Raw genomic sequence first — 21,138 nt, 5'->3', positions numbered from 1 at the left:
TCCGGAGACGTTGAAGTTCTTTTCGCAAGGCGATAAGCTCATTTTCTTCCGCTGGGCGATTGTCCTTCTCTTTGAAGGAGCCGCTGGTTTGGGACTGCTTGATCCAGCGATCTAACGCAGATGCGGTGAGCTCATATTCTGCCACTATCACGGCTCTAGGTTTTCCGTTTTCATAGAGTTGAACCATCTGGCTTTTGAATTCGCTTGTAAATGTACGACGGGCTTGTTTGGACATGGTAGAGATCCACTCCTTAACTTGATAAGTTTATTCTACATGCCCTTATTTTTTCTGTCCAACTTAGTGTAGCCGATCCATATTTAGGTAGTAAATCATCAGATCTAGAGGATGGCTTTAGAGTCATGCTTTTTTTATCATAAGTGCCCCTATTAATCATACTTTAAAGATTGATAGGGGCAAATTCTAAAACATCCCTTGTTTATGTCCACTAACTGCCATAAAAAACAAATGCCCTTCAGTTCTTGATTTGAACTGAAGGGCGAAATCCCATCTTGGAGGTTCACAGGTTTCATGATAATCTTGAATCCCTATTGACTTACTAACCGCTGTCATTCATAGCCGATTAGTTTAACACCGACTTACATCTATTAATGACGTTTTCAGTATTTAAACCATAAGGGACATGGGGACAGGGATTTTTAGTTTCAGACTTTGATGAATTTGTCTTCTTCTAACTCCCGGAAAGCAAGCTGCAATTCTTCCCGGGTATTCATAACAATTGGGCCACCCCAGGCAATGGGTTCCTGCAGCGGTTCCCCGGCCATCAGGAAAAACCGTATTCCTTCATCGGAGGCTCTTATCAGGAATGTACCTGTTTCATCAAATAATACGGCATGCTTGGCCGGGATTAACCTATCGCTGCCAAAGGTTCCTGCTCCCTGAAAAATATAAATAAACAAAGTTGTATTTTCTGCAATATCAAGTGACCACTCAGCCCCGGCGCGCACTTCTACATCCAGCAGCAGCGGCTTACAATAGTCGCCTTCCATGGCTCCGGTTTTTCCGCCATATACCCCGGCCAAGATGTGTATCTGCCGGTCTCCTTCATCAATCGCCGGGATGTCCTCATTACGTAATCCGTGATATTTTGGGGACACCATTTTATCTTTCGCCGGCAGATTAAGCCAGAGCTGGACCCCAAGCATCCTCTCACTGGCCTTTGGCATTTCCTGATGAAGAATTCCAGAGCCGGCCGTCATCCACTGGCATTCGCCAGTTAAAATTCTGCCCGTATTTCCCAGACTGTCTCCGTGCTCAACTTCACCTTGAATGAGATAGGTAATCGTCTCAATGCCGCGGTGCGGATGCCATGGGAACCCTTTGATATAGTCATCGGGGTCCACCGAATCAAAGGCATCCAGCATGAGAAAAGGATCAAACTCTTTCGTGTCGTCGCGGCCAATTACTCTCACCAGTTTGACGCCGGCTCCGTCCACAGTATGTTTTCCTGTCACAATTTTGCGGATAGTTCTAAATTTGTTCATCGTTGACCTCCTTGTCAGTTAAGAGGCAGTAATCGTCTTACCGGCAGCTCCGTCTGCCAGGCAGAGCCGCTGATTCTTCTTCGATATTTTTCTTCACCAGTGGTAAAATAACCAATTCCGCCGATTATTTTCTCACAACTGTCAGAAGCTTCTGCTTCAGCTCATTATCAATGTTACCAAGTTCGGCCTCTGCGGCCCGGCGTTTCTGTTTACCATCCTCCTGCACCTGAATTACTTCTTCAATGGTAGCAACTAGCTGCTGACTCACCTACTTAATGGCTTCCAGAAAAACCCGGTCAAGTGGAGAGCGGAACTCACATCCCAGCTCCCCTCACGGAACCGGACTTGCCCTATTAAGATATCCGGCTCTTCATAGCAGCATTTACTTACGCTTCTGGTTATTTTGTAAACTTTATGTTGGTCGAAACGTCGCTATCCGCTCCGCCATTGGTTCCTTGGGAAGATACGCTAATCGTATTGGAAGGGCTCAGATCAGAGGCTGGTATACTGTACACTATTTTGTAGCCGTTGACTATCCCGCCATTCGTGAAAGGATATTGGGAGTAACACAGTTGGTTGTGCGTATATTGAGTGCCGTTGACTTTAATAAACGTAAGGTTCCAGTTTGGATAGCCTTTATAGATCACCGACATATATAACTCTGATCCTGAGAATGAATAGGCCGACATGCTTTTCGGATAGCTCGCAGGAGTATATTTCCACTGACTGTTGTAATTCTCAGCCCTGAAAGCCACAATATTCACATCAGTCAGTGCCGGAGCCGGAGCCGCCAAGGCTACCGAAGAGATAAACACCATGGCCATGCACAACGCCAGTACGAACATCATTGATCTTTTCATTGCCTTTGACCTCCTAATGATAAAATGGGGTGAAACGAAGAAGCGGAATCTTTTAACAATTCTATTATAACGGAGATATGTAAAATTAGGCAATAAAGAGCAGCATTGGCTCAACGTTCGCTATACAACAGTGCACCTTACGCTTCTGTGTAAGGTGCACTGTTATTTCAGCTTGAATTGTTTATGCTCATAGAACAATCTGATTCCAAGGGTGAGTTTTTAAACTAACGTTACGTTTTTTTACTTCTATTATATCAATTGGGATAACTACAAGAATAGATCATCTTATTCTCTATGACAACGTTTCTTCTGCCCCTTTTGCAAATAAAATCAGCTCATTCACTCTGTTCTGATGGATTTTAGCCGCCCAGGCCGGATCAGCGAGGAGCGCCCGTCCTACCGCCACCAAATCAAATTCACCTTGCTTCAACCGGTCAAGGAGCGGCGCCAAACTGCTATGGTTTGCGCCCTTGCCCTCCATAAAAAATTCGATAAAGTTGGTATCAACTCCCACCGAGCCTACTGTAATCGTAGGTTTTCCTGTCAACTTTTTCGTCCAGCCTGCTAAGTTTAACGGTGAATCAACAAATTCCGGCTCCCAATACCTGCGGGTGGAAGCATGAAAAATATCTACGCCCGCTTCGCTAAGGGGCGTCAGAAAAGCAGACAATTCGGCCGGATTTTGAGCTAATTTCTCCTGATAATGTCCCATTTTCCATTGAGAAAACCGGAAAACAATCGGGAAATCATCACCGACAGCCACACGGCAGGCTTTAATAATCTCTGTCGCAAACCGGGTGCGGGCAATCAGATCGCCGCCGTATTCATCGTCACGCTGATTGGTATTGGCCCAGAAAAACTGATCAATCAGATAACCGTGAGCACCATGTAGTTCAATACCGTCAAATCCTAGGTGCTTGGCCTGCCGGGCAGCTTCAGCAAAGGCATTAACAACATAACCAATCTCATCCTGCGTCATGGGCTTTGTCACCTTTGCCCCCGACATAACGTCAATGCCGGAAGGTCCTATCGGCGGTGCTTCAGGGTTAGGGTTTTGCCCTCCTATTTGCCGCGCCATGCCAACATGCCATAACTGCGGTATAATCTTACCGCCGGCCTGATGAACGCCTTCAACAACTTTGGCCCACGCATCAAGCGACTGCTGTCCGTAAAAATTCGGCCGGCCTAATCCTTCTGCCGCAGCCGGATGGTTAATAAGCGTTCCTTCCGTAACAATTAGCCCGACTTCATTCCCGGCGCGTCGCCGATAATATCCTGCCACATCAGCGCCGGGTATGCCATTAGGTGAAAATCCCCTGGTCATTGGCGCCATCACAATGCGATTAGACAATGTCAGCTTGCCTAAATCAACTGGCTGAAACAAACGCTCTACATCCAAACTTTTATCCGCCATACTATCACTCCTTTATAACTTTGCTAATTAATATCTTATTATACGACTGGTCATTTTATTAGTAAAGAATAATTTTCCTGAAAAAATATTTTTCATTTAAGCAAGCTTCAGCAAAAGTAACTATCTTCTAAACGGCCTACAGATAAAGAGACAGCGTGCGGTCTTCTAATCCGCACGCTGTTTTTCTTTTGCTTGTTAGTGTTCTGCCCTTTCTCACCATATGTGCAAAAAAAGCAATTGTATCAGTGATTTTATAATATAATTTTTTTAATCCTTCCCATTTATCAAACGCACAATTAGGATTCGCCGCTGACTAGCTAAATAAAAGTTTTATTATTCTGGGTTAGAGTAGTTTTAACACGGTCTCAGCAATTCCATGTCCATCTAAACCATAATACTTATAAATCTCATCGGGATCGCCAATGACCGAAAACTCGTCAGGCAGACCAATGCGTTTAAACTTGCAAGAAATGCCCGCTTCAGCAATCACTTCGGCCACGGCGCCGCCAAGTCCGCCGTTGATGCTCTGGTCCTCAACCGTCACTACACAACCCGTCTCTTTGGCCGACCGTAAAACAGCATCACAATCAAAGGGCTTGATTGTATGCATATCAATGACTTTAGCCTTTATTCCTCTTCCTTGCAGCTCTTTGGCAGCCATAAGGGACCAATGCACGCTGTTTCCCGTACCAATCAAGGTAAGATCTGTGCCTTCCTTAATGGTAATGGCTTTGCCTATAGTAAATTCATAATCATTATTTATGTATACGTCAGGTTCGGCACCCCGGGAGATGCGGATGATCATGGGGCCTGGATATGTCATGGACTCTCTGATCACACGGGCACATTGGTTGGCATCTGCCGGTACGACAATTGTCAAGTTAGGTATAGCCCGGTAAAAAGAAAGATCAGCAATTACATTATGGGTTGGGCCACCGCCGGAGGTAACCCCTGAATGCGTCCCGATTAACCGTACCGGTACATCATTATAGGCGATATCCGTATGAATCTGATCGGCTGCCCGCAAGGGGAGAAACGGTCCAAATACCTGGGAAAAGACGATCTTCCCGGAAAGAGCCAGACCTGCCGATATGCCCACTTGATTAGCTTCCGCTATGCCTACATTCACACAACGTTCGGGGTATTTTTTCATAAACTTACCGGTTGATGTGGATGAAGCTACGTTATCGGAGCAGGTAAAGGCAAAATCCAAGCCTTCATCTGCCATTTTCATCAATTCAACTCCATATATTTCTCTTGCGGATGATAACATCTGATTAAAATCGAAAGTGGTTTCAACTGCCATGATTCATCTCACCTTTCTATTGTTTTCTATAGATATGAGAGCTTCATCCAACTGGGCTTTGGCAATACCACCACCATGCCAGGCACAATTGTTTTCCATGAAGCAAACACCCTGACCTTTGGTTGTGTTGGATATAATGCAAATAGGTTTTCTTCGGGTTAGGGGATCTGACGGCGGCAGGGACTGCAGTGCATTGCAAACTTCATACATGTCATTGCCTTGAATTTCTGTGACATCCCAGCCAAAAGCTTTGATTTTATCCCCCAATGGATCGATATCAACAGTTTCCTTGGTAGAGCCAGACATCTGAAGTCCGTTTTTATCAACAATAGCCACCAAATTCCCCAGTTTATAATGGCCTGCCGCCATAAAGGCCTCCCAGTTGGAACCTTCCTGCAGTTCCCCGTCACCAATAATGCAAAAGGTCCGCCAGGGAGCCTTCGACATTCTTGCCCCTAAAGCCAGCCCTGTTGCCAGTGATAAGCCATGACCTAAAGAGCCTGTGGAGGCTTCGATACCTTCCACATATTTTCTATTGGGATGCATGCCGAATTTAGCCGTTTTTAGCGTCTCAAAATGTTCCACCATGTACTCCATACTGTACATTCCCAGATCAGAAAAAATAGTGTACAACGTTTCCCCGCAGTGGCCTTTACTTAATATCAGCCTATCCCGCTTTTCCCATTTTGGATTTTTAGGGTCAAAATTCATATATTTGTAATAAAGAGCTACTGCCATATCAACAATAGACAGTTCTCCTCCCAAATGACCCATACCGATATTATAGATAAAAGTGCAAAGTTTTTTTCTAATATCTACTGCCTTACATTCCAGTTCCTGCACAAGCTCCATGTCGATATTCAAGTTGTACATAATTGGCATCTCCTTTGTTTTTATTCTTCACTATGCCTGACGCATATTAAAGATCATTGCATTTGATAAGAATCTTGGTATATTTGCCACTAACCTGGGCAGCAAATGCTTCTTCAGCCTGGTCAATCGTAAATATCTTTTGGATGAAAGGTTTTAGGTTCATTCGGGGGAGCATCTGGGCAGCCCGGGGGTAGGCGTAGGGAGCCACATAGATACCGGAAACGGTAAGCTCGTTAAAATAGCATTTATCATAGAGATTAAAGGGCATTTCGTAATTTTTGGGGAACATGGCGATGTAGAGAACGGTCCCTCCTCTGGCGGCAATATCACACGCTGCATTAGCTGCCTTGGGAGAACCGGATGCTTCTATTACCAAGTCGTAGCCCCGGTTGTCGGTAATTTTTCCAGCCTGCTCACATACATCCTCAGCTATAGGATCAATGATGTATTCTGCACCGAATTCCCGCGCCAGTTCTTGCCTCTCCCGGATTGGCTCGATGAGCGTCAAGGAGGTAGCACCAAACATCTTGAGCATTTGAAGCGTCAATAAACCAATGGGGCCGCCGCCGGAAACAGCCACTCTTTGACCAATCTTCATCTTTGCTTTGTCCAGAATTCTAACTGCAATAGACACCGGCTCCAGCAAGCAGGCTTCTTCCAGACTGACACTGTCAGGAATTTTCCACACCTGGGATTCATGCCACACAAGGTATTCCGACATACCCGGCCTATTGGATTCCCCCGCATTTTCACAAAACTGTTCCTGTTCATTTAGGCAATAATAACAGGTACCACAAAACTTCAAGAAGTTTCCCGCTACCCGATCACCCACCTTAAGGCCTTTCCTGGTAGCGTGTTGCCCCAAAGCTACAATAACGCCGGACACTTCATGTCCGAGACCGAAAGGTGGCTCAAGATCAAAAATGCCTTCCACTAAGTGGGGATCGGAACCGCAGATTGCACAATATGCGACCTTGATTTTGACATCCTCATCCCCCATTTGCTGTTCGGGAAAATCAAGTACCTGTACGCGCCCCCTGGTCTCTTCATGGGGATCTTTCAGACTGCCGATTTTAACAGCTGCAATAGTTTTCAAAGAAAAAACCTCCTTTATAATGTAGTAGTAAACCCACCGTCTACGTTGATGGTCCAGCCATTAATGTAATCCGAGGCACTGCTTGCCAGAAATACGGCCGTACCCATCAGGTCATAAACCTCCCCCCAGCGGCCACCGGGAATCCGGTTAGTAATTTTATTATAAAAAGCCTTGTCTTCCCGCAATTCTTTATTGACATCCGTTGCCAAAAAACCTGGTGCTATAGCATTGGTCTGGATATTATACGGACCGGCCTCGTTGGCAAATACTTTGGTCAAGCCAAGAATCGCATGTTTACTGGTTGTATAAGGCGGACATTTTTTATCTGCGGTAAAAGATAGGGCAGAGCCAATATTAATGATCTTGCCCGAACCTCGCTTGATCATCTCCTTAACCACTCTGTGGCTGAGATAGTACACGGCATTCAAGTCGATATCAATGAGTTTTTTCCAGGCTGAATCCGGATAATCCAGGAAATCTCCAAAAATACTGCCCCCGGCATTATTGACCAGAATATCAATTTTTCCGTATTGAGCCAAACATGCAGCAACCACACTCTCCCTATACTGAGGATCCGTTAGGTCACCCTGAAGAAAGCTAACTTTCCGGCCAGTTTCTTCAATGAGTTGCTTAATCTCGGATATATCATGAGTATAGTGAGGAATGAAAAGATCCGCCCCTGCTTTGGCAAAGGCCACCGCGTATGCCATACCAAGCCCTTGGTTAGCGCCGGTCACCATGGCGACTTTCCCGTTCAAAGAAAATGCGTCCAGTGAAAAATCTTGCAATCCTTTTGACAATTTCAATCCCTCCAAAATTTTTTATTCAACTCTTGCCCCTTTTCTAAACAGGCCAATCCTGACTGGCATCCCCATTGCTTTTGTTCCGTTCGGCTAATTCGTTCATTATGCTGGCAACCCGTTCCTCTGTTAAATGGTAAAACAGCATGAAAATAACCATCGTAACAATACAAACAATACAGGGCAGAAGAGAGGTCATATACAAAATACCTTCCAAGGCCGTTGCCGTTTGTTGTACGGCCGGAATATAGCCAACACTGGCTAAAATTATAGTTGGAACTACCCCGCCGATGGCCATGGATGCTTTTAAGCCAAGGGTAATCAAGGTATACACCACTGCCGGATATCGTTTGCCCGTATTGAATTCCGCATATTCAACCGAATCCGGCAAAATAGACCACAGAATCCCCATCAGCACGCCATAACCGAGTGCAGCGGTAGATTTGCAGATCATCAGCAGGGTAATTTGCGTGACCGGAATGAAGTACATCAAACCTGAACCGGCAGCACCTAAGATCAGACCCAATGCGACAGTATTTTTTTTCTTAATGGTTCTCACTAATAAAGGTACAAAAGGCACTGCCACAACTGACGGCAGTACATTCAAAATGGAAAACAAAGGCACAAGATCGGGTCGGCCAGCGTTGTATGTCATATAATAAATGCCAGATGCTGACTGAATAACCGAAAATGCATAGACTCCCAGAAACAGGAGGAACATCACCACACCAGGTTGATTATGGGTAATTTGACGAAGCCATTCTTTTACCGTAACCGGATCCAAATGGGAGTTGACTTTAATGCGTTCATGCAAAGTGGTATAGCTGTAAATTAAGATTGATGAACTAATAACGGCAAGCAAAGCAACCGTAAGCTGATATCCTTTCGCCGTATCTCCCTGCCCAAATAGCTGGGACAGCACGGGAATGAATAAAGCAACTACAACACCGCCGGACTGAGCCAACGTCATTCTTACCGAATTTAATTTAGTCCGTTCCATGGGATCAGCCGTCATGACAGTAGTACAGGATATATAGGGATTGATGATAAACGTATACAAAGTATTCAATAAATTATAAGTGACGTAGGCCCAAATCAACTTACCTTCATGACTCAATTCCGGCACGGTAAAAGTCATTATAGCCACCAGGCCAAAAGGAACCGATCCATAAAGGAGATAGCTCTTATACTTGCCATGCTTAGGGTTGAATCTTTCGGCCAGAACCCCCATGGCAGGATCCCATATCATATCCCATCCCCTGGAAATGATAAACATGACGGAAAGTTCTGCAGCAGTTAATCCATAGACATCAGTATAATAAAAGGTCAAAAACATGAGGATTGACTGAAAAACCAAATTCATGCCAAAGTCCACCAGTGAATATCCCATTACCTCTTTTCGACCCAATTTGTAAAAACCAGGACTGGGGCCACTTTTTTGATACAGGTCCATTGTACTAGCCATTAATTAACAGCTCCCCTTCACTTTTCATTTTTCATGGATCCGAGTTCTCATAATAAAGTGTAGAGGTTTATAGGCTCCCTTGTGTGTGTTTTTTTTAGGACAATGTAGTTTTTCTTATGTATTTTTTGATTAATCAGATTATTAATTTCGCTTTCCGAATTTTCTTGCAATACTAAAATTGTAAAACATATAATAATATATAGAAAATATAACCAGGACAGAAAAAGCATCCTTAGAGGAGGGATATCATCTTGCTAAAAGTGGTTCTGCATGCGGAAGATGAATTTGTAAATAGATTTTATAAATTCTCAATGCAAAATACAAAAGATTTATCCATCTCGTATGCTGATTCCTATGAATCCTGCGTTAAAAAAGCGATGGAAATTCACGCCGATATTATTGTCATACAATTACTCCATCCTATATTTAAAATCCAAAACTTTTTCTGCGACTTATTATTGTCCCGTATTGTTCCTACCCTTTTAATTTTTAATGTCATAGCCGAAAATCAAATTATTTGCTCACTCACAAGTCATCAGGACAGGCAGTATGTCAATAAAATAAAACTTTTCTTTTCCCAGGCTATCAGCAACGATTACTACTGTTATTTTGCCAATATGGACAACCGCGAAGAATCTAATCTTATTATGACGGCCAGAATCAATCGGCTAGAGAAGAGCGAATATCTCCATGAAATTTTGCGGGGCGTAGTTAACAGTGAATTCCAGTATTATAAAAAAAAAACCAGCCTTAATTTAAATAACGGCGGCTACTATCTCTATATGTATGACCTCATGAAACTTGAGTATTCAGACCACAACTTCAATAAAAATGTTTATTATTTTGTAGGAGACGAAATTCTCAAAGAGTTCCAGACAGTCATTGATGCTTATAGTGGTGGAGAGGTCTTTTATGTAAATCCTCTGCTATTGTGCGTACTCATCAATGATTTTAAAACTACCAGCCAAGCCAGCAAGCAAACTAGTCTTTTCGACATCACCAACAGGCTTAACAATATCGCCAACTGTAAAACTGCATTTCGTTACATGAGCGGCTATATCGAAAATATTGAGAATATCCGTGCGGCTTACGAATCCCTGCAGGATTTAAAAACATACAATTTTTTCTGCCACGATGCCAGAGTAATCACCCAGGAATATCTCCGTGCAATTAGGCGAGAAATCGACTACACCCTCGTCGACAAGACCATCAGAGAAATTAAAGAACTCATAAAATATGACTTTTTAAACCCTAAGTTAAACGTATTAATAAAAAAATTATTTTTACATATAGTTAAGCCCAGCCTCAACTATAACCTCTACTATTATTGCTATACCGCCTTGTCAACTGCGTTGGAAGACAAATACATCGGCACTTACAGCAAAGAAGAGCCAGAGAATCTTTCTCCCAGCAAATTATTTTACACTTCAATAGAACAGGAATGCCATAAGTTTATCCAGTCGATAGATTTACTCAAGTCTGAGCTTTCAAACAAGTCCGCTGTTACAAACTCTATTGTCATGCAGGCGATCGAATTTATCCATCAACATTACATGGAGGACATTACGGTAAATATGATTGCCGCCCACTTAAACGTCAGCCACTCCTATTTAAGCCAGATCGTTAAAAAGGCCCTCGGCATCAGTATCATAAAATATATTATTGCCTATCGCATCGAAAAAGCCGAGACTCTTTTATCTTCCAGCAATGAACCGATTTATACAATTGCTGCCAAGGTCGGTTTTTTTGAGGGCAGGCATTTTTCAAAAACCTTTAAAAAAATAACCGGAACAACTCCCATGCAATACAAAAAGCAAAATAGCAAGGCGAACTATATTTAAGTAAAGGTTATTATACAAGAAAGAAATGAGAACAGTAGGTAAGATTGTTACGAAAGTGCTGCTTACTTTAAAGGCTGAACAGGCAGTTGCATGAATTGCAACTGCCTGTTCAGCCTTTTTACCACACAAAATTTCACCAAACCTCCAGAGTCGCACCCACTGTTATTTGGCTTCCAAACCATACATACGCAACGTGTAATTAATAAATGTTTTAGTTATATAGGATGTTATACAGTTCTTTTTCGTAATCAGACAAACTTCCCATGTGCAGGAAGGATCGATAAACGTAATAGGGCGTACATTGGCAACGTCATTCGTAATAAAATGCACACTTACCCCCACTCCTTTATTTAAACGGCTCAAATTATGCACAAGGATCATTTCCATTGTAGTAAAGTAAATTTCCGGCTCAAAACCTGCCTCACGGCATTTGTTAGTAAAATTATGATACAATTTAAAGTTCTCATTTACGATAATAAATTTCTCATTTTTGATCTCGCTAAAATCAACCTGTGATTTCAGCGAAAGATGATTGTGCTCATTTACCAAAAGACACATTTTGTCCTGCTTGACAATAATGACGTTGAATTTCGTTTTTTCAACGGGGGCAATTGTAAAGCCTACATCCGCTTCTTCGTTAAAGACAGCTTCTTCGCAGTAGTAATCCTCATATTCTCTAATATTCAGTTCAATATGCGGATAAATTTCCCTAAATCCCGAAATAAAAGCAGGAGTTAATGCACTGATAACCCCAAAAGAAAAGGCTACATTAACCGTACCCTCATTAAAGCGATTCATCTGCTTTATGTCATCCAGAATAACATCCGCTTCCTGCAAAATATGCTTGGACTTTTCCTGAAGGTATTCACCGTATTGCGTTAATTTAACACCAGTTACCGTACGGTAGAACACCGGAGCATGTATTTCTTCTTCCAGATTTTTGATGGCTTTGCTTAAACCCTGCTGTGTAATATATAGATTTTTCGCGGCTTTGGAAAAACTCTCATCTTTGCAAATCTGCAAAAAGTATTTCAGTTGTTTAATTTCCACCTATTCATCCGCCACACATTCTTCTACATAATTCATTTATCTGAATCTTATCAATTTTCTTTATTAATGTCTATCACTATTTCTGAGAGTTGTGAGGCTACAATCATTAGCTGTTTGTCATTTAATTCCTATGAGTTACAATGATTATGAGATTGTGAAATATTTATTTAATAAAGGAGTTGTCAAAATGAACAAATATCCACATGTTTTTCAGCCCCTGAAAATACGCAATATGACCTTAAAGAACCGTATTCAATTCACGCCCATGGTTTGCTGCTTGTCAAATGCCGAAGGTGAAGTCACTGAAGAAATTACGGAATTTATCAGCGGTCAGGCACGTACAGGCGCTGCTTATGTCACCATTGGCGACACCCAGATTGACCATGAAAGAGCTATGTGTTTTTATGGTGAACTGAATGTATTGCACGACAAATATATTATAAGCTTATCTTTATTGGCTGAAGAAGCCCACCGTTATGGAGCAAAGCTCTCTATCGAATTGGCCCATGCCGGTCGGGGAGGTGTGCCGTCAATGAATGTAAAGCCTGCGTTTGCCCCGTCTTTCCTTCCTGTCCCAGGCTGTGCGCAGGATATAAAAGTTATGGACCGCAAGGATATGGATTGGGTCGTCAATCGCTTTGCAGAATGTGCCTTGCGTTGCAAAAAAGCCGATTTCGATATGATTATGATTCACAGTGGACATAACAATCTCTTAGGTCAATTTCTATCCCCCGAAAGCAATATTCGCACCGATGAATACGGCGGCTCTCTTGAGAATCGCATGCGCTTTCCACTTGAAATAGTAAAAGCGGTGCGTGAGAGCGTGGGTGAAAATATGGTTATCGAAATGCGTGTCAGCGGCGATGAGATGACCAAAAATGGTTTGAGATTTGAAGAAGTTATTGAATACGTAAAAGAAGCCCAAAAGTATATCGATATTGCCCACTTTTCCTGTGGTAATGTATTTGTTGCCGAAGGGGTAAAATATTCCGTTCCGCTTTATTTGCAGGAGCGTCTGCAAAATGTTAAATTTGCTGCCGCCGCCAAAAAGGTACTTGATATTCCTGTTTCCGTAGTTGGAAATATTATGACAATCCAAGAAGCAGAAGAAATTATCGCCTCTGGCAAAGCCGACATCGTCGGAATGTGCCGATCCTTAATGGCCGATCCAGAGCTTATCAAAAATGCAGTACGCGGCGAAGAGGAAAAAACACGTCCCTGCTTACGCTGTATGGACGGATGCGGCAGAATTTTCCATGGATACCCCGTACGTTGCGCAGTAAATCCGGTAACAGGCAGGGAATTCCGTTATAAAAATATTGTTCCGGCAATGGACAAGAAAAAAGTGATGGTTATCGGAGGTGGACCTGCAGGTATGACGGCCGCACAAACTCTGGCTAAACGAGGGCATGCAGTAGCCCTCTATGAGAAAGGCAACAGACTTGGGGGGCTATTACATGACGGCAGCGCAGTTACATTTAAAGATTTAATGAGAAATTATACGGAGTGGCATATTAGAACGACTATGGAATGTGGTGCAAGCATTCACCTTAATACAGAGGTTACAGCTGAACTGATCGAAAAAGAACAACCCGATGCTGTCATTATTGCAACAGGATCAACCTATATCAAACCCAACATTCCCGGTATTAACAATGCCAACGTTAAAATGTTAAGCGACGTGGAAAGTAAACGAACTGATATTGGAGAAAAAATAGTAGTTTGCGGCGGAGGGCTATCAGGTGTCGAATGCGCGGTGGGCTTAGCCCGTGAGGGCAAAAAAGTAACCGTCGTAGATATGATCGCCCTAGAAGATTTTTGCAAAGATCTTTTCTTTATCACCCGCATTGCATTATTTGATGAAGTAAAAAAATACAATGTAAAATTGGTAGGCAACAGCAAAATAGAGGAATTTACTGAAGCAGGCGTCGTAATTGCAAATTTAGAAGGTACCCGCACAACTTTAGAAGCAGACACTGCCGTCATTGCCTTAGGATTAAAATCCAATACTAAATTAGCTGATGAAATCATAAAAAAAATGCCTCTTACTACTTATATAGTAGGTGACTGCGAAAGCGCAAGTGTGAAGCATGTTCGAAATGCAAACTTTTCTGCATTTAATGTCGCTGTAGAATTATAAAATATCTGTTCGTTCTAGTAGGCTAATGGCTTAGGACAATCAGGTACTTCATCCAATATCAGTGGGATTACCAGTAAAGATTCTACTATTGTCTCGCCCCTCTCTCAGGATAACTAACCTATTCCCTTTACCTACTTCTTGGGAAATCGCTACACGACGTTCCCATAAGCAAATAAAAAAAGTATGTCCTTTCACGGTATTGTTTAATCATTAAAGAAAACAACCGAAGGGACATACTTTTTCCTTTATTCAATTCCCTCTATACCAGTAAAGCTTATTCGCTAAGACAATAAAACAAAAGCAAGCCGCAAAAGATACAAGCAAGAGCAAAACACTCTTTTAGAAATCAGGGGATAAGCCGCTGAAGTGGGACAGAATCAAATGCAGCTTTATCTTGATGGTCAGATCATTGTATTCCAAAAATATCTTGCAGATAATAATCAAGAATACGAAGAGTATCGTGTAAAGCCTGATTGGGAAACTTGTGAGTTACTTTATAGCATATTCTTGGCGGCACCGATGCCGATAATTTCTGAAGAACAAACTCGCCAATCCGCATCATATGTGCGCCAATAGAGGCGGGAACTATCGTCCATTGTCTGGCATCCTTCAAAAAAGTTGCGATAAGTCCCGCCGTGTCCAGATGAACACGGGAAGGACAAAGAGGATCCCACCACTGGTCATGCCTGAATTGAAACTCTCTGTTCCAATTTATGAAGACTTCGTGCTCTGCCGCCAATTCTCCCATCTCAACGGTAGCTCCCGCTAGCCGTCCCGGCACAGCCAGACGCAACAGCACCATTTCTTCAGCAAAAAACGGTTTAACCGTGACACTGGGCGACGCTATTTCCCGCACCACAAACGCCACGTCCATCTCGCGCCGCTCAATACTGTCAAATGCTTCCTGGGTATGTTGAGTACGGATTTGCAGTCGGACCGGCGGCGTATGCTGACTTAACAGGCTATATACCGGAGGCAAAACAAAGTGACTGATACTTTCGGCCGCGCTAATTGCCAGACTTAACTGAGAACCGCTGGCCTGTAGGATTTGTGTTTCCCGCCAGAGAGCCTCCCATCTTTCCGCAATGCTAAAGAAGTTTTCCCCTTTCGGGGTCAGATGGATTTTGGCAGCCCCTTTTCTTCGTTCAACCAAAAGGCCACCCATTTCCTGCTCCAAGGTCTTTAACCGGTAGCTTACAGTCGCTTGGGACAAGTGCAGCCATTCGGCCGCCCGGCTTATGCTTTCGGTCCGTACGATAGCTAAAAACGCCTCAATCCCAGGAAAATACATAGTACACCTCTCAATATATAGAATTTTTTAATATAGATCACAAAATATTTGAGTTTTACAACATTATTCTTTATGTTTAAAATTATCATTAATAGAGATGCTGGTCAAACATTTTTTGCACGGAAGGAATCCTGGGCCAGGATTGGCTTTGGCCAACAGCAAACAGGTTTTCTTCAAGGCATGGTATAAAACATGAAGGGTGGTTTAGTAATGAAAATTCTCATAGTCGGCGATTTTACCGAGATCTCAAAATCAAATATTGCAAGATGTTTTCCGGAAGACTGGGACATTGTAATTGTCCCGCCCGGAAAAGAAATGCTGCAGCATATGGAAGATTGCCAGGTAATCATACCTGAACGTATCAAAGTGGACCGCAGCCTGCTATCTATAGCAAAAAAACTAAAATTAGTACAGACGGGCGCAGGCTTTGATAATGTAGATATCGATGCCTGCACGCAGCTCGGCATTTGGGCGGCCAATGCTGCCGGAGTGAATGCACAGGCAGTGGCCGAGCATGTAATGGCGCTGATCTTGTCTTATTATAAAAACATACCGTTTCTTGATGCTTTCATGAAAAACAAGATAAATGAAAACCAACTGGACTATACAGGGAGTGAATTGAAGGGCAAAACGATTGGAATTATCGGCCTCGGAGCCATCGGTAAAAAGGTAGCCGAGTTTTGCAGGGTTTTTGATATGAATGTGCTGGCTTATGCCAGAAATGCCGCTCAACAGTCTGACAGCTTCGTGAAAATGACGGATTTCGATCATCTTGTAAGCGCATCGGACATAGTCAGTGTCCATGTATCCCTGAATCAGCAAACCAAACAACTGATCAACAGAGCGGTATTCAAGAAAATGAAAAAAACCGCCCTTTTTATCAATACAGCCCGCGGCGGGATTGTCAATGAAAGAGACTTGCTGGATGCATTAAAAAACAGGGATATTGCAGGCGCCTGCCTGGATGTGTTTGAAGCTGAACCGCTTCCAACTGACAGTGAGCTCCGGAGTCTGGGTAATGTGATACTTACTCCTCATACGGCAGGCCTGCCGGACGGTCTCAAATTTCATAAAAAAAGATATGATTTCTTTGTGAATAATATAAAACGTGTAGCGAATGGTGAAGCGCCTGAAAGCAAGCTCAATCATTTATTATAGTCTTATGAAACTATCATTAATACAGCTAATAGTCAAATGACTATTAGCAATGGGAGGGATTATATGACAGGACCGGCGATTATTCTTATTCTGATTGCCGCCTTCAGTCATGCAACCTGGAATTATTTAGCCAAAAAGGCTTGCGGTGGTACAGCCTTTGTTTGGTTATTCGCCGCTCTTTCCACTTTGCTTTATTTCCCCTTGGCTTTATGGATAATCGCCGTACAGAAACCGATTATTGGCTGGCATCAATTAGGGTTTATGCTAGGCAGCGCCATATTGCACTCTTTATATTTTATCCTGCTGGACAAAGGCTATCGGTTTGGTGATCTTTCGGTCATCTATCCTCTCGCTCGCGGCACGGGTCCTATGCTTTCAACGATTGCCGCCATGATAGTATTAGGCGAGCAGCCTTCCGCAGTAGCGCTTGCCGGAACGGTACTGATTGGCTTGGGGATTGTTACAATTACGGGAAATCCCTTTACATTGGCGGAGCCTGCCGCCCGTAAATCAATAGTCTTTGCGATTCTCTGCGGCACTATGATTGCCGGCTATACGCTCTCAGACAAATTGGCTGTCAGCACCTTTCTGATACCGCCTTTACTGCTTGATTGGTCGGCAAACTTAGGACGGGTCTTTCTCTTAACTCCCTATGCGTTTAAAAATTGGGCCAAAGTAAGAGACCAATGGGCCTGTCATAGAATCGAAGCGATTGGTGTGGCTATTTTATGTCCCTTGGCGTATATTCTGGTTTTAACTGTTATGGTATTCAGTCCTGTAAGCTATATCGCACCAGCGAGAGAAATCAGCATTCTAATCGGCACTGTCATGGGAGCCAGACTGCTATCAGAAGGAGCTATAAAGATTCGTATCATCGGCGCAAGCGCGATGATCATTGGATTGGGAGCGTTGTCGATAGGTTAGATGGTAAAATAACAAATTCATAGGAGGAGACAATATGATAGAAGGCATCAGTCATGTTACTTTTATTGTTAGAGACCTTGAACTGGCGACTAAATTTTTCAAGCAAATATTTGAAGCAGAGGAAGTTTACTCTAGCGGAGATGAAACATTCTCGTTGTCGAGGGAGAAATTCTTCCTGATTGGGGGACAATGGATCGCAATTATGGAAGGAGAGTCCCTTCCCACCCGTACCTACAACCATACCGCATTTAAAATATCGGAAACAGATTTTGAAACATATAAATCACGCATTGAACGCCTGGGCGTAGATTGTAAACCGCCCCGGCCACGCGTGGAAGGCGAAAGCAAATCATTGTATTTTTATGATTTCGACAATCATTTGTTTGAAATACATACCGGAACACTTTCTCAGCGGTTAGAAAGATATAAGCTGAGATGACTAATCGAATGCGGGAACGCTGACTTTACTTGCTGGCTTAAGTAGGTTATACTAACTATGTATTAAATTTGCCGCCGGGTAAACGTCTTTTATTCATTCCGTTAGGCCTTTGCAGGAATGAATGTGAGGCGTTTTATTATTTTATTGAGAAAAGAGGCTGTTATCGTGTTTAGAGAAATGCGTCGCAAAAAACAGGTTTTATCCGCAGAGGAAAATATACAGGTTCTGCATCGTGGCACGTCGGGTGTGTTGGCTGTGGCCGGGGACGATGATTATCCCTATGCGGTGCCGCTAAGCTATGTATATCATGACAATAAGATCTACTTTCATTGTGCCAGATCAGGTCATAAACTGGACGCCATTGCCAGACACGAAAAGGTTTCCTTTTGCGTGATTGATCAGGATCAGGTAGTTCCGGAAGAATATACAAGCTATTTTCGCAGTGTCATTGTGTTTGGCAAAGCCCGTATTCTGGAAGATGAGGCCGAAAAAAGAAGCGCCCTGGAAATATTGGCTGCCAGATATTCCCCTGACCATAAGCAGGGCCGCTTGCAGGAAATTGAAAAAGAGTTTAAAGCGGTTCGCATGATCGAGCTTGCCATTGACCATATGAGCGGCAAAGAAGCCATGGAGCTGGTTAAGGCCAAACGTCCCATAGACTAACTGCATTATGTAACAGGAACGCCCAAAACATTCATGTCTTGGGCGTTTTTCTACTTCTAAGAGTCATAGAGCCATGGTTCCCTGCAATCACAAACCACGATGCATGGTCATATATTAAAAGGAACCGGAAAATTTATTTTTCCTTCAGCGTAAAATGTATGGTGCGAGGTGCAATGCATGGATTCAACTGATCTGAAATACAAAGATGAAATGCCCATCAAAACCATTAACAGAATAAGAGATATTCTTGGTGAGGCGGGCCTTCTAACGGTAGAAAGTTCATGGAAAAATTCGGTGAACGGTTTTTACTCGGTAAGCGTGGTGATCGACAATACCGATTTACTGACCAATGGAAAGGGAACTTCAGTCGAATTCGCCCTGGCCAGCGCCTACGGCGAGATGATGGAACGCTTGCAAAATCTCTGCTACTACAGACTAAGCTTGGATGTAAAACCCCCGATCATGGAATACCTGGACTTTTATTACGCCCCTGACGAGAAACCGATGAGTATTGATGAATTCCTAACCAGTGACGAAGATTGGATCAAAACCCAATTATCCAGAGCCAATCCTTCGCTGGACAAAAGGGAAATCCTGGAAAATTGGCAGACCATGTCTTATGAGCAGATACCCGCCGATTTCATCGCTCTACCTTATTGTAATCTTAACAGCAAGCGTATTTCCCATATCCCGGTAAAAATGGCCTCGATGATGTATATGTCGAACGGCATGTGCGCCGGCAATTCACCTGAAGAGGCTTTGGTGCAGGGTATATCTGAAATCATGGAACGCTACGCCAACAAGAGAATCCTCCGGGAGAGAATAGTACCGCCCACTATCCCGTGGGATTATATCGTGAAATTTCCCAAGATTGAGGCGATGATTACCGCACTTGAAAAAAGCGGCAATTTTGAAGTTATCCTTAAAGACTGCTCGCTGGGACAAAAGCTGCCGGTTGTCGGGGTTATTCTGGTAAATAAGAATGATCAGAGTTATTTTGTGAAATTTGGCGCTCATCCCAAATTTGAAATTGCCGCAGAAAGGACATTGACCGAACTTCTTCAGGGGCAGGATATAAAATGGATGATGGGGGTCAAGGAGTTCTCCTTCCGGAGCCCGGCAGATGACCCGGAAAACTACATGGGCATACTTGTAACCGGCTCAGGAATTTATCCTACGGAATTTTTCAGCCAAAACTTCAGTTATCCATTTAACGAGTTCGAAGAAATCACGATAACTACAAACAAAGAAATGCTGGCTTATATGGTCGACCGCTTGACTCAACTGGGCTGTGACACATATGTACGTGATGTTTCGTTCCTGGGCTTTCCAAGTTATCATATCATCGTTCCCGGCCTGAGTGAAATCGAGGAATTTGATGATCTAAGGCCCATTACCAATTATGCCGCTTTCAACACCTTCAAAAGACTTGTCCGGAACATCGACTGTCTCGATGCGGCCGGTGCCGCTACGATTATCGACTATTTGCAAAACATGAACTATTCGCCTGGGACATCGGTCATGGATCTAATCAATCTGCCGGTACGCAGTAAGGCGTTTCCGTGGTATTATAGCAATGCTGATTTATTTGTCACTGCCCTGAACTGCTGGAAAGGTGATACCGATAAAGCCTATGAAAGCTTCACGAAATTTTGGGGTTATACGCAACAGGCTAATCCGCAACGCCAAGTGATAACTTATTATAAGTGTGTACGGGATTTTCTGGCTACCAAGATTAAAGGGCTGGCGGAAAAGGACGCCGTGAGCACACTAAGCGTATTCTATCCGTTGGAGGTAATCCAGGGGGTTGTGGCTGAATTCAACTCACCGGCGAAAATCATTAGTTACCAAGGACAATTAAATTGCTGGAATTGTGAGAACTGTCAATTTTCCAGTCAGTGTCTATATCCACCGATGGAGCGGGTCTACAAAATACTCAAGGAGCGGTACGCTGCCAGCGCAATAGATCAAAATGCTCTTAAGAAGCTGATTTAAATACACAAAAGCCAAAGCAGGACTGGACCGCCCCAGGAAGGATAGACACAAAAGAGAAAAGCCAGTCGTAGAATATCTTTGTATTAAGCCGACTGACGCCGTTTTTCGGATGGCGTCAGTCGGTATTTCATTTGGAAACGCTCGAAATTGTAAAAATGGATGTAGTCGTCAATCAGTTCCTGCGCCTGTGTTAAGGTTTGGATCTTCTGGCGGTGAATGCACTCTGCTTTGAGAATAGAAAAGAAGTTCTCAGCCATAGCATTATCGTAAGGATTTCCTCGTCTTGACATAGAGGGCATAATGCCATATTCTTTAGTCAG

20 protein-coding genes are annotated in these 21,138 nt (G+C 43.3%); 7 read left to right on the top strand and 13 right to left on the bottom strand.

Going from position 1 to position 21,138, the window contains the following annotated elements; all coding sequences use genetic code 11:
- From F3H20_RS18200 to F3H20_RS18155, 10 genes are all read right to left on the bottom strand, one after another.
- Nucleotides 1–235, bottom strand: a 235-nt coding sequence (locus tag F3H20_RS18200) for a transposase (RefSeq protein ID WP_149736264.1), incomplete at its 3' end; no start/stop codon positions are given.
- A 428-nt stretch (nucleotides 236–663) separates the two neighbouring features.
- Complete coding sequence (locus F3H20_RS18195; protein ID WP_149736263.1) at nucleotides 664–1,503, bottom strand: pirin family protein; 840 nt, start codon at nucleotides 1,501–1,503, stop codon at nucleotides 664–666.
- A gap of 124 nt (nucleotides 1,504–1,627) precedes the next feature.
- The gene (locus F3H20_RS18190) at nucleotides 1,628–1,771 is read right to left on the bottom strand and encodes a toxic anion resistance protein (RefSeq protein WP_149736261.1); all 144 of its coding nucleotides are present in this window, start codon (nucleotides 1,769–1,771) and stop codon (nucleotides 1,628–1,630) included.
- A 130-nt stretch (nucleotides 1,772–1,901) separates the two neighbouring features.
- On the bottom strand, nucleotides 1,902–2,363 hold the full coding sequence (locus tag F3H20_RS18185) for a DUF4879 domain-containing protein (protein ID WP_149736260.1): 462 nt from the start codon (nucleotides 2,361–2,363) through the stop codon (nucleotides 1,902–1,904).
- 292 nt (nucleotides 2,364–2,655) lie between these two features.
- On the bottom strand, nucleotides 2,656–3,777 hold the full coding sequence (locus tag F3H20_RS18180) for an NADH:flavin oxidoreductase (RefSeq protein ID WP_149736259.1): 1,122 nt from the start codon (nucleotides 3,775–3,777) through the stop codon (nucleotides 2,656–2,658).
- Between the two features lie 343 nt (nucleotides 3,778–4,120).
- Nucleotides 4,121–5,050, bottom strand: a complete 930-nt coding sequence (locus F3H20_RS18175; RefSeq protein WP_394349582.1) for a transketolase family protein — start codon at nucleotides 5,048–5,050, stop codon at nucleotides 4,121–4,123.
- Between the two features lie 36 nt (nucleotides 5,051–5,086).
- The gene (locus F3H20_RS18170; RefSeq protein WP_149736257.1) at nucleotides 5,087–5,956 is read right to left on the bottom strand and encodes a transketolase; all 870 of its coding nucleotides are present in this window, start codon (nucleotides 5,954–5,956) and stop codon (nucleotides 5,087–5,089) included.
- 46 nt (nucleotides 5,957–6,002) lie between these two features.
- Entirely contained in the window at nucleotides 6,003–7,052 is a 1,050-nt protein-coding gene (locus F3H20_RS18165) for a zinc-dependent alcohol dehydrogenase (RefSeq protein ID WP_149736256.1), read from the bottom strand.
- A 14-nt stretch (nucleotides 7,053–7,066) separates the two neighbouring features.
- Nucleotides 7,067–7,852 carry an SDR family oxidoreductase gene (locus F3H20_RS18160; protein WP_223191841.1) on the bottom strand — a complete coding sequence of 262 codons (786 nt, stop codon included), beginning with the start codon at nucleotides 7,850–7,852 and terminating at the stop codon, nucleotides 7,067–7,069.
- Nucleotides 7,853–7,895: 43 nt separating this feature from the next.
- Nucleotides 7,896–9,317 carry an MFS transporter gene (locus F3H20_RS18155; protein ID WP_149736255.1) on the bottom strand — a complete coding sequence of 474 codons (1,422 nt, stop codon included), beginning with the start codon at nucleotides 9,315–9,317 and terminating at the stop codon, nucleotides 7,896–7,898.
- Between the two features lie 260 nt (nucleotides 9,318–9,577).
- On the opposite strand from F3H20_RS18155, the gene F3H20_RS18150 reads away from it, so the two are divergent.
- Complete coding sequence (locus F3H20_RS18150; RefSeq protein WP_223191842.1) at nucleotides 9,578–11,158, top strand: helix-turn-helix domain-containing protein; 1,581 nt, start codon at nucleotides 9,578–9,580, stop codon at nucleotides 11,156–11,158.
- Between the two features lie 162 nt (nucleotides 11,159–11,320).
- Here F3H20_RS18150 and F3H20_RS18145 read toward each other — a convergent pair whose 3' ends face one another.
- Nucleotides 11,321–12,208: a LysR family transcriptional regulator gene (locus F3H20_RS18145; protein ID WP_149736253.1), complete on the bottom strand. Its 888-nt coding sequence runs from the start codon at nucleotides 12,206–12,208 to the stop codon at nucleotides 11,321–11,323.
- 187 nt (nucleotides 12,209–12,395) lie between these two features.
- Here F3H20_RS18145 and F3H20_RS18140 point away from each other — a divergent pair, with 187 nt between their 5' ends.
- Complete coding sequence (locus F3H20_RS18140) at nucleotides 12,396–14,348, top strand: oxidoreductase (RefSeq protein ID WP_188128408.1); 1,953 nt, start codon at nucleotides 12,396–12,398, stop codon at nucleotides 14,346–14,348.
- A gap of 406 nt (nucleotides 14,349–14,754) precedes the next feature.
- On the opposite strand, the gene F3H20_RS18135 is transcribed toward F3H20_RS18140, so the two are convergent.
- Complete coding sequence (locus tag F3H20_RS18135) at nucleotides 14,755–15,639, bottom strand: LysR family transcriptional regulator (protein ID WP_149736251.1); 885 nt, start codon at nucleotides 15,637–15,639, stop codon at nucleotides 14,755–14,757.
- 210 nt (nucleotides 15,640–15,849) lie between these two features.
- On the opposite strand from F3H20_RS18135, the gene F3H20_RS18130 reads away from it, so the two are divergent.
- The 5 genes from F3H20_RS18130 (at nucleotide 15,850) to F3H20_RS18110 (ending at nucleotide 20,818) form a co-directional block, all read left to right on the top strand.
- Complete coding sequence (locus tag F3H20_RS18130; RefSeq protein ID WP_149736250.1) at nucleotides 15,850–16,797, top strand: NAD(P)-dependent oxidoreductase; 948 nt, start codon at nucleotides 15,850–15,852, stop codon at nucleotides 16,795–16,797.
- 63 nt (nucleotides 16,798–16,860) lie between these two features.
- Entirely contained in the window at nucleotides 16,861–17,721 is an 861-nt protein-coding gene (locus F3H20_RS18125) for an EamA family transporter (RefSeq protein ID WP_149736249.1), read from the top strand.
- 34 nt (nucleotides 17,722–17,755) lie between these two features.
- A complete protein-coding gene (gene fosX, locus F3H20_RS18120) occupies nucleotides 17,756–18,160 on the top strand; it encodes a FosX/FosE/FosI family fosfomycin resistance hydrolase (protein WP_149736248.1) in 405 nt (134 codons plus the stop codon).
- Between the two features lie 165 nt (nucleotides 18,161–18,325).
- On the top strand, nucleotides 18,326–18,823 hold the full coding sequence (locus F3H20_RS18115; protein ID WP_149736247.1) for a pyridoxamine 5'-phosphate oxidase family protein: 498 nt from the start codon (nucleotides 18,326–18,328) through the stop codon (nucleotides 18,821–18,823).
- A gap of 177 nt (nucleotides 18,824–19,000) precedes the next feature.
- Nucleotides 19,001–20,818 carry a YcaO-like family protein gene (locus F3H20_RS18110; protein WP_149736246.1) on the top strand — a complete coding sequence of 606 codons (1,818 nt, stop codon included), beginning with the start codon at nucleotides 19,001–19,003 and terminating at the stop codon, nucleotides 20,816–20,818.
- 83 nt (nucleotides 20,819–20,901) lie between these two features.
- On the opposite strand, the gene F3H20_RS18105 is transcribed toward F3H20_RS18110, so the two are convergent.
- Nucleotides 20,902–21,138: IS3 family transposase (locus F3H20_RS18105; RefSeq protein ID WP_149736245.1), on the bottom strand; the 237-nt coding region annotated here is incomplete at its 5' end.

Origin of the sequence: Propionispora hippei DSM 15287, assembly GCF_900141835.1 — a bacterium.
In the GTDB taxonomy this organism is placed as follows: domain Bacteria; phylum Bacillota; class Negativicutes; order Propionisporales; family Propionisporaceae; genus Propionispora; species Propionispora hippei.
This window is presented reverse-complemented; position numbering and strand designations above follow the sequence as displayed.

What these genes read in the sequence shown, in the direction of transcription:
- F3H20_RS18195 (WP_149736263.1), bottom strand. Translation starts at nt 1,503, where the DNA reads ATGAACAAATTTAGAACTATCCGCAAAATTGTGACAGGAAAACATACT.
- F3H20_RS18185 (WP_149736260.1), bottom strand. Translation starts at nt 2,363, where the DNA reads ATGAAAAGATCAATGATGTTCGTACTGGCGTTGTGCATGGCCATGGTG.
- F3H20_RS18180 (WP_149736259.1), bottom strand. Translation starts at nt 3,777, where the DNA reads ATGGCGGATAAAAGTTTGGATGTAGAGCGTTTGTTTCAGCCAGTTGAT.
- F3H20_RS18175 (WP_394349582.1), bottom strand. Translation starts at nt 5,050, where the DNA reads ATGTTATCATCCGCAAGAGAAATATATGGAGTTGAATTGATGAAAATG.
- F3H20_RS18170 (WP_149736257.1), bottom strand. Translation starts at nt 5,956, where the DNA reads ATGTACAACTTGAATATCGACATGGAGCTTGTGCAGGAACTGGAATGT.
- F3H20_RS18155 (WP_149736255.1), bottom strand. Translation starts at nt 9,317, where the DNA reads ATGGCTAGTACAATGGACCTGTATCAAAAAAGTGGCCCCAGTCCTGGT.
- F3H20_RS18140 (WP_188128408.1), top strand. Translation starts at nt 12,396, where the DNA reads ATGAACAAATATCCACATGTTTTTCAGCCCCTGAAAATACGCAATATG.
- F3H20_RS18135 (WP_149736251.1), bottom strand. Translation starts at nt 15,639, where the DNA reads ATGTATTTTCCTGGGATTGAGGCGTTTTTAGCTATCGTACGGACCGAA.
- F3H20_RS18130 (WP_149736250.1), top strand. Translation starts at nt 15,850, where the DNA reads ATGAAAATTCTCATAGTCGGCGATTTTACCGAGATCTCAAAATCAAAT.
- F3H20_RS18125 (WP_149736249.1), top strand. Translation starts at nt 16,861, where the DNA reads ATGACAGGACCGGCGATTATTCTTATTCTGATTGCCGCCTTCAGTCAT.
- fosX (WP_149736248.1), top strand. Translation starts at nt 17,756, where the DNA reads ATGATAGAAGGCATCAGTCATGTTACTTTTATTGTTAGAGACCTTGAA.
- F3H20_RS18110 (WP_149736246.1), top strand. Translation starts at nt 19,001, where the DNA reads ATGGATTCAACTGATCTGAAATACAAAGATGAAATGCCCATCAAAACC.